Source organism: Streptomyces cellostaticus (genome assembly GCF_001513965.1).
In the GTDB taxonomy this organism is placed as follows: Bacteria; Actinomycetota; Actinomycetes; order Streptomycetales; family Streptomycetaceae; genus Streptomyces; species Streptomyces cellostaticus.
The window spans coordinates 735,375-750,057 of sequence record NZ_KQ948016.1; the positions used below are offsets into that span (position 1 = coordinate 735,375).

The 14,683-nt window shown below is 68.6% G+C and carries 14 protein-coding genes; 6 read left to right on the forward strand and 8 right to left on the reverse strand.

What is annotated here, in order from left to right; all coding sequences use genetic code 11:
- Position 1: 1 nt before the first annotated feature.
- Positions 2 to 1,168 (reverse strand): HpcH/HpaI aldolase/citrate lyase family protein, encoded by a 1,167-nt coding sequence (locus AQI88_RS06960; protein WP_066993441.1) that lies wholly within the window; start codon positions 1,166 to 1,168, stop codon positions 2 to 4.
- 175 nt (positions 1,169 to 1,343) lie between these two features.
- Between AQI88_RS06960 and AQI88_RS06965 the strand changes: the two genes are divergently transcribed.
- Positions 1,344 to 2,150 (forward strand): TerD family protein, encoded by an 807-nt coding sequence (locus AQI88_RS06965; RefSeq protein WP_066993444.1) that lies wholly within the window; start codon positions 1,344 to 1,346, stop codon positions 2,148 to 2,150.
- Between the two features lie 3 nt (positions 2,151 to 2,153).
- Here the strand turns inward: AQI88_RS06965 and AQI88_RS06970 are convergent, their stop codons facing one another.
- From AQI88_RS06970 to AQI88_RS06995, 6 genes are all read right to left on the reverse strand, one after another.
- Positions 2,154 to 2,891 (reverse strand): TerD family protein, encoded by a 738-nt coding sequence (locus tag AQI88_RS06970; RefSeq protein ID WP_066993802.1) that lies wholly within the window; start codon positions 2,889 to 2,891, stop codon positions 2,154 to 2,156.
- Positions 2,892 to 3,033: 142 nt separating this feature from the next.
- Entirely contained in the window at positions 3,034 to 4,179 is a 1,146-nt protein-coding gene (locus AQI88_RS06975; RefSeq protein ID WP_066993448.1) for a DUF475 domain-containing protein, read from the reverse strand.
- A gap of 147 nt (positions 4,180 to 4,326) precedes the next feature.
- Positions 4,327 to 4,905, reverse strand: a complete 579-nt coding sequence (locus tag AQI88_RS06980) for a TerD family protein (protein WP_066993451.1) — start codon at positions 4,903 to 4,905, stop codon at positions 4,327 to 4,329.
- A gap of 99 nt (positions 4,906 to 5,004) precedes the next feature.
- Positions 5,005 to 5,580: a TerD family protein gene (locus AQI88_RS06985; RefSeq protein ID WP_066993453.1), complete on the reverse strand. Its 576-nt coding sequence runs from the start codon at positions 5,578 to 5,580 to the stop codon at positions 5,005 to 5,007.
- A gap of 140 nt (positions 5,581 to 5,720) precedes the next feature.
- Positions 5,721 to 6,179, reverse strand: a complete 459-nt coding sequence (locus AQI88_RS06990; RefSeq protein WP_066993456.1) for a peroxiredoxin — start codon at positions 6,177 to 6,179, stop codon at positions 5,721 to 5,723.
- Positions 6,180 to 6,325: 146 nt separating this feature from the next.
- The gene (locus AQI88_RS06995) at positions 6,326 to 6,766 is read right to left on the reverse strand and encodes a DUF3052 domain-containing protein (protein WP_066993459.1); all 441 of its coding nucleotides are present in this window, start codon (positions 6,764 to 6,766) and stop codon (positions 6,326 to 6,328) included.
- Between the two features lie 429 nt (positions 6,767 to 7,195).
- Between AQI88_RS06995 and aceE the strand changes: the two genes are divergently transcribed.
- From aceE to AQI88_RS07015, 4 genes are all read left to right on the forward strand, one after another.
- Positions 7,196 to 9,943 carry a pyruvate dehydrogenase (acetyl-transferring), homodimeric type gene (gene aceE, locus AQI88_RS07000; RefSeq protein WP_066993462.1) on the forward strand — a complete coding sequence of 916 codons (2,748 nt, stop codon included), beginning with the start codon at positions 7,196 to 7,198 and terminating at the stop codon, positions 9,941 to 9,943.
- A gap of 74 nt (positions 9,944 to 10,017) precedes the next feature.
- The gene (locus tag AQI88_RS07005) at positions 10,018 to 10,761 is read left to right on the forward strand and encodes a potassium channel family protein (protein ID WP_066993465.1); all 744 of its coding nucleotides are present in this window, start codon (positions 10,018 to 10,020) and stop codon (positions 10,759 to 10,761) included.
- 347 nt (positions 10,762 to 11,108) lie between these two features.
- Positions 11,109 to 12,326 (forward strand): alpha/beta hydrolase, encoded by a 1,218-nt coding sequence (locus AQI88_RS07010; RefSeq protein WP_066993468.1) that lies wholly within the window; start codon positions 11,109 to 11,111, stop codon positions 12,324 to 12,326.
- 66 nt (positions 12,327 to 12,392) lie between these two features.
- Complete coding sequence (locus AQI88_RS07015; protein ID WP_066993471.1) at positions 12,393 to 13,241, forward strand: DUF4429 domain-containing protein; 849 nt, start codon at positions 12,393 to 12,395, stop codon at positions 13,239 to 13,241.
- An 18-nt stretch (positions 13,242 to 13,259) separates the two neighbouring features.
- Here the strand turns inward: AQI88_RS07015 and AQI88_RS07020 are convergent, their stop codons facing one another.
- Complete coding sequence (locus AQI88_RS07020; RefSeq protein WP_066993475.1) at positions 13,260 to 13,715, reverse strand: MerR family transcriptional regulator; 456 nt, start codon at positions 13,713 to 13,715, stop codon at positions 13,260 to 13,262.
- A gap of 125 nt (positions 13,716 to 13,840) precedes the next feature.
- On the opposite strand from AQI88_RS07020, the gene AQI88_RS07025 reads away from it, so the two are divergent.
- Entirely contained in the window at positions 13,841 to 14,662 is an 822-nt protein-coding gene (locus AQI88_RS07025; protein WP_066993478.1) for a serine hydrolase domain-containing protein, read from the forward strand.
- Positions 14,663 to 14,683: the final 21 nt, after the last annotated feature.

Here is a 14,683-nt window from a genome sequence, read left to right on the forward strand (position 1 = left end):
GTCAGCCGGGTATTCCGGCGGCGAGCAGTTCCACGAAGCCGACGTCCTCGTTGGCCACGCCGAACACCTCGGCACGCAGCAGGGTCCGCTCGGCCCACGCTCGGTGCGGCTTCACTTCGTTCATCTTGTTCGTGTACGCCGACCGGAGTACACCCCCGCCGCCGCGTTCCGGCCGCAGGATGTCCTGGGCGTCGCTGAACTCCTCGTGGCTGACCACGGACAGTGCGTGCACGGGCAGGACGTGGGAGGGGTGGATGCAGGTCTTGCCGAGCAGGCCGTTGGCCTGGTCCAGGGAGATCTCCCGCAGCAGCCCGTCCATCGCGTGCTCGATGAGCTTCTCGCGCAGCTCCACGGCCTGGACCTCGAGGAAGGGGCTCTGCCGCAGCTGCGGCTTGAACATGCGCTCGGGGACTCTGAAGTACTCCCACACCGGCCCGGTCACGGTGAATCCGGTGCCGTCGGCCCGGCCCAGCATGTTGACCACGTCGGCGATCACGGAGGCGACGATCTGCACGTCGTAGGCGGTCATGTCGGGGGCCCGGCGCAGACCGTAGGAGGAGCAGAAGTCGGTGACGCCGAGGCGCAGGGCGAGCACGCGGTCGCGGAACTTGTCGACCGCGCGGGCGATGCCCTCCAGGGTGTCCACGCGGGACTCGCGGTAGAGCAGCTCGGGCGACTCCAGGACGGGCATGGCGAACAGCCGGCGTCCGCTGTCGGCCTCGGCCGAGGACAGGGACTCCAGGAACGGGATGCCCCGCTCCTCGGTGAACTTCGGGATGACGAAGCCGGACAGCAGGCGCACGGAGGCGCCGAGGCGCCGTACGAGGTCGGGGATCTGCTCGGGGGCGCGCACCCGGATGAAGAGGAGCGGCAGCTCCGCCCCCGCCCGTGCGTCGAGGTCGGCGAACTGCCCGACGAGGTTCTCCTCGCCCTCCGCGACGTCCGCGTCGTCGATCGAGTCCTCCAGGCACAGCACCATCGAGACCACGCCGTTGCCCGCCTGCTTGACGATGTCGTCGGCGAGCCGCGGCCGGGTCGCCGGGCTGTACAGCGTGGCGCCCAGGGCCGCGGAGAGCAGCCGGGCCGGGGAGTCGGCGGTGAACGTGCAGGGCTCCTGATGGAAGAGGCGCTGCCGCACCTGGGGGGCGATGTGCCCGAAATGACGCATAGCACTCCTCAGTGCGCAAGCCGAGCCTGGGATTCCGGTAAAGGGTGGCCGGTAATAGTACGTAGGGATCCATGTCAGGGGTTCCCATCGGGCATGAATTTCCGGTAACTCGGCCGTGTCGGTGACACCACCCCCCGCATTGTCGTGGCCAGGACCGAGAGGGCAGGATGACGGCATGACGCACGCGATGCTGAAGGGGTCGAACGTCCCGCTCGAAGCCGCCACGGTGCGCGCCGTGCTGCGCTGGACGCCCGGGCAGGGCGTCCCGGACGTGGATGCCTCGGCGCTGCTGCTGGGCCTCGACGGCCGGGTGCGCTCGGACGAGGACTTCGTCTTCTACAACCAGCCCCGGCACCCGTCCGGGAAGGTCTGGCGCCTCGGCAAGAAGCGGATCACCGAAGGCCTCACCGACACGATCCAGTCAGATCTTTCGGGCGTCGAACCCGGGGTGGGCCGCATCCTGCTGGTCGCCTCCGCCGACGGTGTCTCCTTCGACCGGGTCCCGGCCCTGTGCATCCTGCTCTACGACGCGGCCGTCGCCGACGCCGAACCGCTGGCCCGCTTCGAGATCACTCCACAGACCGGCGCGGAGACCGCGATGATCTGTGGCGAGCTGTACCGGCGCGGGGAGGGCTGGAAGTTCCGCGCACTCGGCGAGGGCTACTCGAACGGCCTGAAGGGCCTCGCCACGGACTTCGGCATCTCGGTCGACGAGTCGGAGCCGGCGCAGGAGGAGGTGGGCCAGTCCCTGCCCGAGACCACGTCCCAGCCCCTGCCGCCCGAGCAGCCGACCACGGTCCCGTCCCAGCAGCCGGCGTACGGCTATCCCCAGCCGACGTCACCCCAGCAGCCGGCGTACGGCTACCCCCAGCCGACGAGCCAGCCCGCCTACGGCTACCCCCAGCCCCAGCCGGTCCTGGCCGCACCCCTGGACCCGAACTTCCGGCTGCCGCCGCAGGGGCCGCAGTTCATCGGCCGATAGGAGCTACTTCTCCACCTTCGACTTGTAGCCCCGCCCCCACGTCAGCCCCCACCCGTACAACCGGTCCAGCTCGCCCTGGAACCCGTACACGAACTTCACCTCGCGCCGGACCACCAGCTCACCCCGCACGTTCTCGATCATCACGACCGCACACGACCGAGCCTGCGGATGCCGCTCGTCCAGGCCTATCGCGATGCGTGGCCCATTGCTGGGGTAAAGAGTCACGATCGCATGGGTACGGTCGAACGCCGGCGTCTGGTCGTAGATGTACACGAAGACCAGCAATCGCTTGATCGCGTCCCGGTGGTCCAGGTTGACGTACATCGTCTCGCCGGACGCCGACCCGAACCGGTCGTCGCCGCTGAGCTTGATGTACGGCGGTGCGTTCACGTCTCCGAGGTAGCCGCCGAGGGGCTGGACGACCCCCTTCGTGCCGTCGGTCAGCTCGTACAGGCAGCCCAGGTCGAGGTCGACGTTGACCATGCTCTGCCCGTGCCCGAGGACTTCCGGCGGCTTCAGTGCCCTGAAGGGGTGCCGGAACAGACTCGTGCGCTGGTTGATGTCGAAGTCGGAGGTCCGCATCCGCCAGGTCAGGTTGATGCGCAGATGGCCGCCGGCCGCGTCCTGCTTGGTGAGGGACACCTGCTGGTGCCGCCTGGTCAGCTCGATCGCATTGGTCGCGGCACTGCCCGAGTCGAAGTCGGCGGCGCGTCCGCCACGCAGCCCGTCGAAGAATCCCATTCCCGCCCCCCAGATATCGAACGCCTCGGGGCGGCCGACCACGTCGGCCGCCCCGAACAGAGCGTTCCTCACCGGACGGGGTGCCACACCCCGTCACGTCCCTGATCTTGCCCGTAGGGGCGCCCGCAGGGGAGGCCGGAGGTCAGACTCCGGACGAGATCTCGGCCTTCTCGTCCGAGCCCGCTTCCCCCTCCGCGGCCGCGAGGGCGCGGTTGCGGCGGACGGAGGACCAGAAGGACCAGGCGATCAGGACCACGCCGACGAGACCGGTGATGACCTCGTTGATCTCGTGCTGGATGGTGACCAGGAGGAGCACGGCCAGGGCGCCGATCGCGTAGTGGGCGCCGTGCTCCAGGTAGACGTAGTCGTCGAGGGTGCCCTGGCGGACCAGGTAGACCGTCAGCGAACGGACGTACATCGCTCCGATGCCGAGACCCAGCGCCATCAGCACGATGTCGTTGGTGATGGCGAAGGCGCCGATGACGCCGTCGAAGGAGAAGGACGCGTCCAGGACCTCCAGATAGAGGAACATGAAGAACGCGGCCTGGCCGGCCAGGACCACCGCCGAGCGCTGCTTGCCGGAGCGGGCGGCCTCTTCCTCCTCCTCGTGCTCGCGCTCCTCCTCTTCCTCCAGCTTGTCCTCGAAGTAGCCGGAGAGACCGCCGACGATCATGTACGTGATCAGGCCGGCGACGCCGGCGATCAGGACCGTCTGCGCCTTGTCGACGTGGGCACCGCCGTGCTGGTGGGCGTGGGTGGCGAAGGTGAAGGAGGTGATGAGCAGGACGATCAGGGAGATGCAGACCGACAGCATGTCGACCTTGCCGAGCTTGGCCAGGGGTCGCTCGATCCAGCGCAGCCACTGGATGTCCCGGTCCTCGAAGATGAAGTCGAGGAAGATCATCAGCAGGAACATGCCACCGAAGGCGGCGATCGCCGGGTGGGCGTCGGTGACCAGTTGCTGGTAGCGGTCCTTGTTGTTGAGCGCGAGGTCGACGGCCTCGATCGGACCCATCTTGGCGCTGATCGCGACGATGACGACGGGAAAGACCAGCCGCATGCCGAAGACCGCGATGAGCACGCCGACCGTGAGGAAGATCTTCTGCCAGAAGGCGTTCATCTTCTTCAGGATTCCGGCGTTGACCACCGCGTTGTCGAACGACAGCGAGATCTCGAGGACGGAGAGGATCGCCACAAGACCGAAGGCCTCCCACCCCCCGTAGAAGACCGCAGCGACCAGACCGATCGCGGTGACCGCGAACGACCAGCCGAAGGTTTTGAGAAGCACTGGCTACCCCATCGTGTTGGTACGGGTCTCCCCCGCGCCGTACTCAGCTTTGCTAAACGTTGACCACGAGTGTAGAGGGGCATCCCGCCAAGGGCGGCGGCCAGGGCGACCTGCACGGAAAAGCCACAGGTCGCGCTGGTCCCGGCTTCACGAAACGTTGACCCCGAAGTCCAGAGCGATGCCCCGCAGCCCCGACGCGTACCCCTGGCCCACCGCTCGGAACTTCCATTCGCCCTGGTAGCGGTACAGCTCGCCGAAGATCATGGCCGTTTCGGTGCTGGCGTCCTCGCTGAGGTCGTAGCGGGCGAGTTCCTGGCCGTCGGCCTGGTTGACCACGCGGATGAAGGCGTTGGAGACCTGGCCGAAAGTCTGGCCGCGCTCGTCGGCCAGGTGGATCGAGACGGGGAAGATGATCTTCTCGCACTGCGCCGGGACCTTGGCCAGGTCCACCAGGATCGACTCGTCGTCGCCCTCGCCCTCACCGGTGAGGTTGTCACCGGTGTGCTCGACCGAGCCGTCCGGGCTCTTGAGCTGGTTGTAGAACACGAACCACTCGTCGCCCAGCACGCGGTTCCCGGCGCCGCACAGCAAAGCGCTGGCATCCAGGTCGAAGGGGGCGCCAGTGGTCGAGCGCGCGTCCCAGCCGAGCCCGATCGTGACGTTGGTGAGGTTCGGTGCGGCCTTGGAGAGGGAGACGTTGCCTCCCTTGGCGAGCGTGACGCCCATGATGCTGGTCCTCCCCTAGTGGTGCTTCCCTGGTTGTCCTGCGCGTCCGGCGCCGCCCGTAAACGGTGCGGCGCCGGACGTCGGCGGAACTGCCGGGCGTCAGACGTTGACGCCGAAGTCCTGCGCGATGCCGCGCAGACCGGAGGCGTAGCCCTGGCCGATGGCGCGGAACTTCCACTCCGCGCCGTTGCGGTACAGCTCGCCGAAGACCATCGCGGTCTCGGTGGAGGCGTCCTCGCTCAGGTCGTAGCGGGCGATCTCCTGCTCGCCCGCCTGGTTGACGACGCGGATGAACGCGTTGCGGACCTGGCCGAAGGACTGCTGGCGGTTCTCGGCGTCGTAGATCGACACCGGGAACACGATCTTGTCGACGTCGGCCGGGACACCGGCCAGGTTGACCTTGATCTGCTCGTCGTCGCCCTCGCCCTCACCGGTGATGTTGTCACCGGTGTGCTCGACCGAGCCGTCGGGGCTCTTGAGGTTGTTGAAGAAGACGAAGTGCTGGTCGCTCGCGACCTTGCCGGAGTTGTTCAGCAGCAGCGCGCTGGCGTCGAGGTCGAAGTCGGTGCCGGTCGTGGTACGCACGTCCCAGCCCAGACCGATGATGACGGCGGTGAGGCCCGGGGCCTCCTTCGTCAGCGATACGTTGCCGCCCTTGCTGAGGCTGACTCCCACGGGTCCTCCATGTGATGTCCAGGGGCGGGGAGCCCCGTAGTGCTTCGGATATGGGATCAACGTGCCGATCCTAGTGACGGGTTCCCGCCCCCCGCAGACCCTGGACCCGACGAATCACAGGTGTCGGCCCCGAGGCCGGATCACAGGGTGTCGAGCGCCTTCACGTAGTCGGTCAGGTCGCGGGCGTCCGGCAGGCCGTTGATCACGGTCCACCGCACGACGCCCTCCTTGTCGATGATGAAGGTGCCCCGGACGGCGCAGCCCTTGTCCTCGTCGAAGACGCCGTACGCACGCGAGACGTTGCCGTGCGGCCAGAAGTCGCTCAGCAGCGGGTACTCGAGACCCTCCTGCTCGGCGAAGACGCGCAGGGTGTGGATGGAGTCGTTGGAGACGGCGAGCAGCTGGGTGTCGCGGTCCGAGAACTTCGGCAGGTTGTCGCGCAGCTCGCACAGCTCGCCGGTGCACACGCCGGTGAAGGCGAAGGGGTAGAAGAGCACCACCACGTTCTTCTCGCCGCGGAAGTCGGAGAGCTTCACGGTGCGGCCGTGGTTGTCCTTGAGCTCGAAGTCGGGCGCCTTGTCGCCGACCTGGATCGCCATCGTCGTGCATCCCTTCGGTGGGCTGTTCGGGTGAGAGCACAGCAAGCGCTCGGAACCACCCTACGCAGCGATCACCGCGGGGCCACCGCAGGCCTCCGGACGGGCCGGGTGTTCCCGGCCCGTCCGACGCCCCTGGGACGAGGCGTTTACTTCTTGCCGGACTTCGCGGCCTTCGGCGTCGCCAGACGCGAGCCGCTCCAGTCCTTGCCGACGCTGACGCTCTTGGCCGCGCTCAGGCCGGCGGTCGTCGCGGCTTCCGAGATGTCGCTCGGCTCCACGTAGCCCGAACGGCCGGTCTTCGGCGTGAGGAGCAGGATGGCGCCACCCTCTTCGATGTACGTGGTGGCGTCCACCAGCACATCGGTCAGATCACCGTCCTCGTCACGGAACCACAGCACGACGGCGTCGGCCACATCGTCGTAGTCCTCGTCCATGAGGTCGCTCTGGATGGCTTCCTCGATGGCCTCGCGAAGCTCCTGATCGACGTCCTCGTCGTAGCCGATCTCCTGGACCACCTGCCCGGGCTGGAAACCCAGCCTGGCGGCAGGGTTGGTCCGCTCCTCCGCGTGGTCCGCGGTCGCGCTCACGGGTTGCCTCCTGATCATGTCTTGGTGAATATCTCAGCCACGCGCGTGCGCGAAGCATTGGCCGTAGTCCACACGGGCGGGACCGATCGCGCAAGTACCCGGCCCTTCAGACCGCCGAAACGGTGACGATCCCGGCCGTGTCGCCGCAACCCCTGGCACCGTATCCCGATTCATCGTGACCCACATCACACCGATGTGCCCGCTTTGCACGATTTGGAATCACCAGGCGATACGACCCCCGAACAACTTTGCCAAGCCTGTCACACCCCGGGCGTATCGTTGCGTTTTGACTGGCCCCGGGCCTCGATTACCCCGCGGTAGAGATGACGCAGGCCTTCGCGAGGTACACGATGGGGATCGGTGTAGGCACGAAAAACCTACGAGAAGAACTACGAGAATAAAGCGGCCCTCTGACAGGTAAGGAACAGCGTGGCTTCCGGATCCGATCGCAACCCGATCATCATTGGCGGCCTTCCGAGTCAGGTTCCTGACTTCGATCCCGAAGAGACCCAGGAGTGGCTCGACTCCCTCGACGCCGCCGTGGACGAGCGCGGCCGGGAGCGGGCCCGCTATCTCATGCTGCGCCTGATCGAGCGGGCCCGCGAGAAGCGCGTGGCCGTGCCCGAGATGCGCAGCACGGACTACGTCAACACGATCCCCACCCGGGCCGAGCCGTTCTTCCCCGGCAACGAGGAGATCGAGCGCAGGATCCTCAACGCGACCCGCTGGAACGCGGCCGTGATGGTCTCGCGCGCGCAGCGCCCCGGCATCGGCGTCGGCGGCCACATCGCCACCTTCGCCTCCTCGGCCTCCCTGTACGACGTGGGCTTCAACCACTTCTTCCGCGGCAAGGACGAGGGCGACGGCGGCGACCAGGTCTTCTTCCAGGGCCACGCCTCCCCGGGCATCTACGCGCGCGCGTACCTGCTCGACCGGCTCAGCGAGGAGCAGCTCGACGGCTTCCGGCAGGAGAAGTCGAAGTACCCGAACGCGCTGTCCAGCTACCCGCACCCGCGCTCGATGCCGGACTTCTGGGAGTTCCCGACGGTCTCCATGGGCCTCGGCCCGCTCGGCGCGATCTACCAGGCGCGGATGAACCGCTACATGGAGGCACGCGGTATCGCCGACACCTCCAAGTCGCATGTGTGGGCGTTCCTCGGCGACGGCGAGATGGACGAGCCGGAGTCGCTCGGCCAGCTGTCCATCGCCGCGCGCGAGGGCCTGGACAACCTGACCTTCGTCGTCAACTGCAACCTCCAGCGGCTCGACGGCCCGGTGCGCGGCAACGGCAAGATCATCCAGGAGCTGGAGTCGGTCTTCCGGGGCGCCGGCTGGAACGTGATCAAGCTGGTCTGGGACCGCACCTGGGACCCGCTGCTCGCCCAGGACCGCGACGGCGTGCTGGTCAACAAGATGAACACGACCCCGGACGGCCAGTTCCAGACGTACGCCACCGAGTCCGGCGCCTACATCCGGCAGCACTTCTTCGGCGACGACCACCGGCTGCGCGCGATGGTCGAGAACATGACCGACGACCAGATCCTGCACCTGGGCCGCGGCGGTCACGACCACCGCAAGATCTACGCGGCGTTCAAGGCGGCCAAGGAGCACAAGGGCCAGCCGACGGTCATCCTGGCGAAGACCATCAAGGGCTGGACGCTGGGCCCGAACTTCGAGGGCCGCAACGCCACGCACCAGATGAAGAAGCTGACGGTCGCGGACCTCAAGGGCTTCCGGGACCGGCTGCACCTGCCGATCTCCGACCAGGAGCTGGAGTCCGGCGTGCCGCCGTACTACCACCCGGGCCGGGACTCGGAGGAGATCCAGTACATGCACGACCGGCGCAAGGGCCTCGGCGGGTACGTCCCGACCCGCGTCGTGCGCTCCGAGCCGCTCGTACTGCCGGACGACAAGACGTACGCGACCGTGAAGAAGGGCACAGGTCAGCAGTCCATCGCCACGACGATGGCGTTCGTGCGACTGCTGAAGGACCTCATGCGGGACAAGGAGATCGGCAGGCGGTTCGTGCTGATCGCGCCGGACGAGTACCGCACGTTCGGCATGGACTCCTTCTTCCCGAGTGCGAAGATCTACAACCCGCTCGGCCAGCAGTACGAGGCGGTGGACCGCGATCTGCTGCTCGCGTACAAGGAGTCGCCCACCGGCCAGATGCTGCACGACGGCATCTCGGAGGCAGGCTGCACGGCCTCGCTGATCGCGGCGGGTTCGGCGTACGCGACGCACGGCGAGCCGCTCATCCCCGTCTACGTCTTCTATTCGATGTTCGGTTTCCAGCGCACCGGCGACCAGTTCTGGCAGATGGCCGACCAGTTGTCGCGCGGTTTCGTGCTGGGTGCGACCGCCGGTCGTACGACCCTGACCGGTGAGGGGCTGCAGCACGCGGACGGCCACTCGCAGCTGCTCGCCTCGACCAACCCGGCGTGCGTGGCCTACGACCCGGCGTACGCCTACGAGATCGCGCACATCGTCCAGGACGGCCTGCGCCGGATGTACGGCGGCGATGCCGAGCACCCGCACGGCGAGGACGTCTTCTACTACCTGACCGTCTACAACGAGCCCATCCAGCACCCGGCCGAGCCGGCGGACGTGGACGTCGAGGGCATCCTCAAGGGCATCCACAGGATCGGTGCGGGCACGGGCGGCGCCGTTCCGGCGCAGATCATGGCGTCCGGTGTCGCGGTGCCGTGGGCGCTGGAGGCGCAGAAGATCCTCGCCGAGGAGTGGAACGTGAAGGCCGACGTGTGGTCGGCGACCTCCTGGAACGAGCTGCGGCGCGAGGCCGTGGCCGTGGAGCAGCACAACCTGCTGCACCCGGAGGAGGAGCAGCGGGTGCCGTACGTGACGCAGAAGCTGAGCGGCTCGGAGGGTCCGTTCGTGGCCGTGTCCGACTGGATGCGCTCGGTTCCGGACCAGATCGCGCGGTGGGTGCCGGGCACGTACCAGTCGCTCGGCGCGGACGGCTTCGGCTTCGCCGACACCCGGGGTGCGGCCCGCCGCTTCTTCCACATCGACGCCCAGTCGATCGTGGTGGCGGTGCTGACCGAACTGGCCAAGGAGGGCAAGGTCGACCGGTCCGTGCTGAAGCAGGCCATCGACCGGTACCAGTTGCTGGACGTCTCCGCGGCGGATCCGGGAGCGGCCGGCGGCGACGCGTAGCGCTGGGCTTGTTTGAAGGGGTAAGGGGGCGGTGCCTGCGCACCGTCCCCTTACTTGTTCTTTACTATGCGGGCATGAACGAACAGTCGGCGCAGGCGCGTTGGGAGCGGCGCACCCAACGACCCCTGCTGGCGCTCGCGGTGGCGTTCGCCGTCGCCTATGCCGTGCCGATCGTGGACAACCCCGCGAGCCGGCCCCTGCTGGTCGTCTGCACGGCCACGGAGTGGGTGGTGTGGGGGGCGTTCGCCGTGGACTACCTCATGCGGCTGGCGCTCACCCGGCGGCGCCGGGAGTTCGTCCGGACCCACTGGATAGACCTGTGCGCGGTGGTACTGCCGCTCCTTCAGCCGCTGCGGTTGCTGCGGATGGTGTCGACGCTGCTGCTGGTGGGGCGGCGGGCGCGGATGGCTTCGCAGATCCGGCTCACGACGTATGTGGCCGGGGCGGTGGTCGGGCTGCTGATGTTCGGTTCGCTCGCCGTGCTGTCCGTGGAGCGGGAGTCACCGAAGGGGAACATCCGGACGCTGGGTGATGCGGTGTGGTGGTCGTTCACGACGATGACGACCGTGGGGTACGGGGATCATGCACCGACGACCGGGCTCGGGCGGATGATCGCGGTCGGGCTGATGCTGTCGGGGATCGCGTTGCTGGGTGTGGTGACGGCGAACATCGCGGCCTGGTTCATCTCCCGGTTCGAGAAGGATGACGTGGAGGAGCGGCGCCAGACGGAGGCGATTGCTTCTTTGACCGAGGAGATCCGGTTGCTGCGGGCCGAAGTGGCTCGGTTGGCCAGGGATCGCGAAGAGCAGCGGAGTTGACTTCATGAGCGCCCCAAAGGGGCGCGGGGATCTGCGCGACAAGCCCCCACCGACCCGTAGTCGAAGCGCGGCCCCCGCTTCAGCGGCCCCCCGCGGACGCGGACCGCGCTGCCCCCCTCCGGCAGCGCGCGCCGCGGTCCCGCGGTCCTCCCATGTCATGCGGAGGACTTGACCCACTGTGACCTGCGGCACGCACCGAGGGCGAGGAATCTTTAGCGGAGTCACCCTGATAGGCGAAATCCGCCGAGAACCGAGATCGTTCGCGGATCGTTCGACCCCCTCACGAAACGTGATCCCTGTCACTCGGTTACCGCGAGACCCTCTCGTTCTCCTAGTGTGTCCTCCCAGTGACTTCCTTCGATACCTCCCCGCAACTCAATGTCTGGCGCGCTCTGCTTGCCCTGAGCGTGGTGTTCGTGATGCTCGCGACCACCGGCTGGACCGCCCTGCGCACCCACCGGGAGTCGACCGCCCTGCAGGCCTCGCTCGCCAAGTGGGAGCACGGCAGCATCCACGGTCTCCACCTGCCGGACCCCGACAGTTCGCCGGCCCGGCTCGCCCACTTCTTCACCTCGCTCACCCCGCACGAGCGCGACCACCTCGCCCACCGCTACCCCCTCGCGGTCGGCAACATGAACGGCGCCCCCGTCTCCCTGCGCTACCGCGCCAACCGCATCGCACTGGAGCAGGCGCGCAAGGTCGAGAAGAAGCGCATGCACGACAGCCGCCTCAGCACGGCCGGCCAGCAGGACGCGGGCCGCCGTATGCATCGCTACGAGGCGCTGATGCACCCCGGCCGGCAGATCCTCGCCTTCGACCCCGAGGGCTCGGGCCGGGTCGCCGAGGTGTTCGGGAACCTCACCAGGGCCGAGCGGATCTCGGTCGTCGTCCCCGGCGTCGACACCGATCTGCTCACCTTCCAGAAGACGAACCGCAAGTACAGCGCCACGGTCGGCATGGCCGAGGCCCTGTACGCGGCCGAGCAGACGCAGGGCCCCACGACGCGTACGGCCGTGATCGCCTGGGCCGACTACACCGCCCCGGACGGACTCGGCGTGGACGCGGCCACGGGGCTGCGCGCCGCGGAGGGCGCCGTACGCCTGAACGCCCTGCTCGACGCCCTGCCCGGCCGGGCTCCGGTGTCGATGTTCTGCCACAGCTACGGCTCGGTGGTCTGCGGGGTCGCCGCGCACGACATGCCCCGCCGGGTGGCCGACATAGCAGTGGCCGCCAGCCCCGGCATGCGCGTCACCAAGGCCTCCCGCCTGGACACCTCGGCCCGGGTGTGGGCGATGCGGGACGCCACCGACTGGGTGCAGGACGTGCCCTACCTGGAGCTCGGCGGCCTCGGGCACGGCGCCGACCCGGTGTCCTCGGCGTTCGGCGCGCGGGTGCTGTCGGCGCAAGATGCGCAGGGCCACGCGGGCTATTTCCAGCCGGGCACGGACAGCCTGCGCAACCTCGCCTACGTCGGAGTGGGCGCGTACGACGAGGTGACCTGTGCCCGCGAGAACGACGCCTGCCGGGCAGGTCTGCCCGGCACGACGACGGCCGGACGCGCGTAGAAACAGCAGGAAGTGCGGTCTGCGCGGGTGGCGACGGAGGAGCACGTGCCGCATACGATGAGCCGCATGGGTGACGTACTGGCGGGTTTTCATGCCGTCTGGGAGTTCGAGTCCGACTCCGTGCTCATCCGTTACGAACGGGGGATTCGAACACCGAAGCTGTTCCAGGCGCTGGGCGAGCGGCGGATCCCGCTGTCCGCGCTGGAGGAAGTGATCCTCACCACGGGCAAGCGCGGCACGGTCGCCCTGCGACTACGGCCGCGCCCCGGCGCGGATCCGCTGATGGAGGCGGCCGCCGGGCAGCTGCGCGAGGGCTCCGACCCGTACCGGCTGGTGCTGCCGGCCGAGCGGTCGACGCTCGCCGAGTACTACGCCGACGAGCTGAAGGGGCTGCTGACCGAGTCCGGGCCGGCCGACCGGTACCTGGTGACCGCACCCGAGGCGCCCCTCCAGTTCAAGGCGTACGACGGGAAGGCGTCCTTCGACGGGACGTCGGTGCGGTTCCGGTGGTCCTGGACGGGGGCGTCCTCGGCAAAGTGGAAGGCCGGGGACCAGAGCTTCGCGGTCACCGACCTCAGCGGGGTGGAGTGGCGGTCGCCGGAGGTCTTCGAAGGACATCTGCGGCTGCTGCGGCGCTCGGCCGGTTCAGCGGAGTCTGCGCAGCCCGATCAGGATCTGGCGTCCGTGGTGTTCGGGCTGGGGTACGGGCCTGTGCACGAGTCGCTGCCGTTCGCTGCGGCCGTGCTGGCAGCGGTACGCACGCGGGGGCCGGTACCGGCGGTACCGGCCCCGTCGCGGCGGGACCCTGCCGACATCGCCGAGCGGATCCGGCATCTCGGGGAGCTGCATCAGGCGGGGTTGGTCACGGACGAGGAGTTCTCCTCGAAGAAGGCCGAGTTGCTGGCCGAGTTGTAGCGTCTGCCGGGGGCGGAGTCAGCGCTCCCTTGCGTAGAAGCTGATCTTTCTGTCCAGGACGGCCAGCGTGTCGTGCAGTTCTGCGATCCTGGACAGGACGTCCCTGCGGGTCGACTCCAGCAGCTGCTGGCGCTCCGCGTAGGTGCTCTCGCCCTCTCTCACCAGCTCCGCGTACCGGACCATGTCCGCCACCGGCATGCCGGTCAGGCGCAGCTTGGTCACGAAGTCCAGCCAGTCCAGGTTGCGGTTGGTGTAGCGGCGCTGGCCGGTGTGGGAGCGGTCGACGTGCGGCATCAGGCCGATCCGCTCGTACCAGCGCAGCGTGTGCGCGGTCAGGCCGGTGAAGGCGACGACCTCGCTGATCGTGTAGCGGTCCTGGCCGTCGGGGCGGGGATGGCGCCGGGGTGGGGCGGAGCAGATGTCGGCGGGGGTGGCCTGCTCGGTGTCCGCTGGCGTGGTCTGCATCACCGTCATGCCCCCACGCTATGGCCTTCGAGTGCACTCCAAGCAAGCGGAACCCGGTAAGAAATCCGGCCGCGCGACGGACCGGCGCATCCGCCGAGGCGGAGCCGCGGTACGCGTCGCATAGGCTCACCGGCATGTCGTTGCAGAGTCTGGCACTGATCGAGAACTGGCCCGTCCCGACCGCCGCGGCGGGTGTCGTACGGGCCGACGGGACCGTCCTCGGGACCGGTGGGCCCGTCGGGCACCGCTTTCCGCTGGCCTCGGTGACCAAGCCGCTGGCGGCGTACGCGGCACTCGTCGCGTACGAGGAGGGGGCCGTCGAGCTGGACGAGCCGGCCGGGCCGCCCGGGGCGACCGTCCGCCATCTGCTCGCGCACACCTCCGGGCTGGCCTTCGACGAGCACCGGGTGACGGCTCCTGCCGGGGAGCGGCGGCTGTACTCCAACGCCGGGTTCGAGCAGCTCGGGGATCACATCGCCAAGGCGACGGACATTCCCTTCGCCGAGTATCTGCGGCAGGCCGTGCTGGAGCCGCTGGGGATGACGTCGACGTCGCTGGAGGGCTCGCCGGCGAAGGACGGTGTGTCCACGGTGGAGGATCTGCTGCGGTTCGCGGCGGAGGTGCAGGCGCCGAGGCTGCTGGATCCGCGGACGGTGGCGGAGGCGATGAGCGTGCAGTACCCGGGGACGAAGGGGGTGCTCCCCGGCTACGGCCACCAGAACCCGAACGACTGGGGGCTGGGCTTCGAGATCCGGGACTCCAAGTCGCCGCACTGGACGGGGAGTTCGTCGTCGGCGCGGACATTCGGACACTTCGGGCAGTCCGGTACGTTCCTGTGGATCGACCCTGATGCGGGGGTTGCGGGCGTCGCCCTGACGGACCGGGCGTTCGGGCCCTGGGCGATCGAGGCGTGGCCGGTGTTCACGGATGCGGTGCTCGCGGAGCTGCGGGGCTGAGGTCAGGGCGGGGGGCGCTTA

Excerpts from the sequence above, each read along its gene's own strand:
- AQI88_RS06980 (WP_066993451.1), bottom strand. The coding sequence starts at position 4,905 with ATGGGCGTCACGCTCGCCAAGGGAGGCAACGTCTCCCTCTCCAAGGCC.
- AQI88_RS06990 (WP_066993456.1), bottom strand. The coding sequence starts at position 6,179 with ATGGCGATCCAGGTCGGCGACAAGGCGCCCGACTTCGAGCTCAAGGAC.
- AQI88_RS07020 (WP_066993475.1), bottom strand. The coding sequence starts at position 13,715 with ATGACGGTGATGCAGACCACGCCAGCGGACACCGAGCAGGCCACCCCC.
- AQI88_RS06960 (WP_066993441.1), bottom strand. The coding sequence starts at position 1,168 with ATGCGTCATTTCGGGCACATCGCCCCCCAGGTGCGGCAGCGCCTCTTC.
- AQI88_RS06965 (WP_066993444.1), top strand. The coding sequence starts at position 1,344 with ATGACGCACGCGATGCTGAAGGGGTCGAACGTCCCGCTCGAAGCCGCC.
- AQI88_RS07015 (WP_066993471.1), top strand. The coding sequence starts at position 12,393 with ATGGGTGACGTACTGGCGGGTTTTCATGCCGTCTGGGAGTTCGAGTCC.
- AQI88_RS06970 (WP_066993802.1), bottom strand. The coding sequence starts at position 2,891 with ATGGGATTCTTCGACGGGCTGCGTGGCGGACGCGCCGCCGACTTCGAC.
- AQI88_RS07025 (WP_066993478.1), top strand. The coding sequence starts at position 13,841 with ATGTCGTTGCAGAGTCTGGCACTGATCGAGAACTGGCCCGTCCCGACC.
- AQI88_RS07005 (WP_066993465.1), top strand. The coding sequence starts at position 10,018 with ATGAACGAACAGTCGGCGCAGGCGCGTTGGGAGCGGCGCACCCAACGA.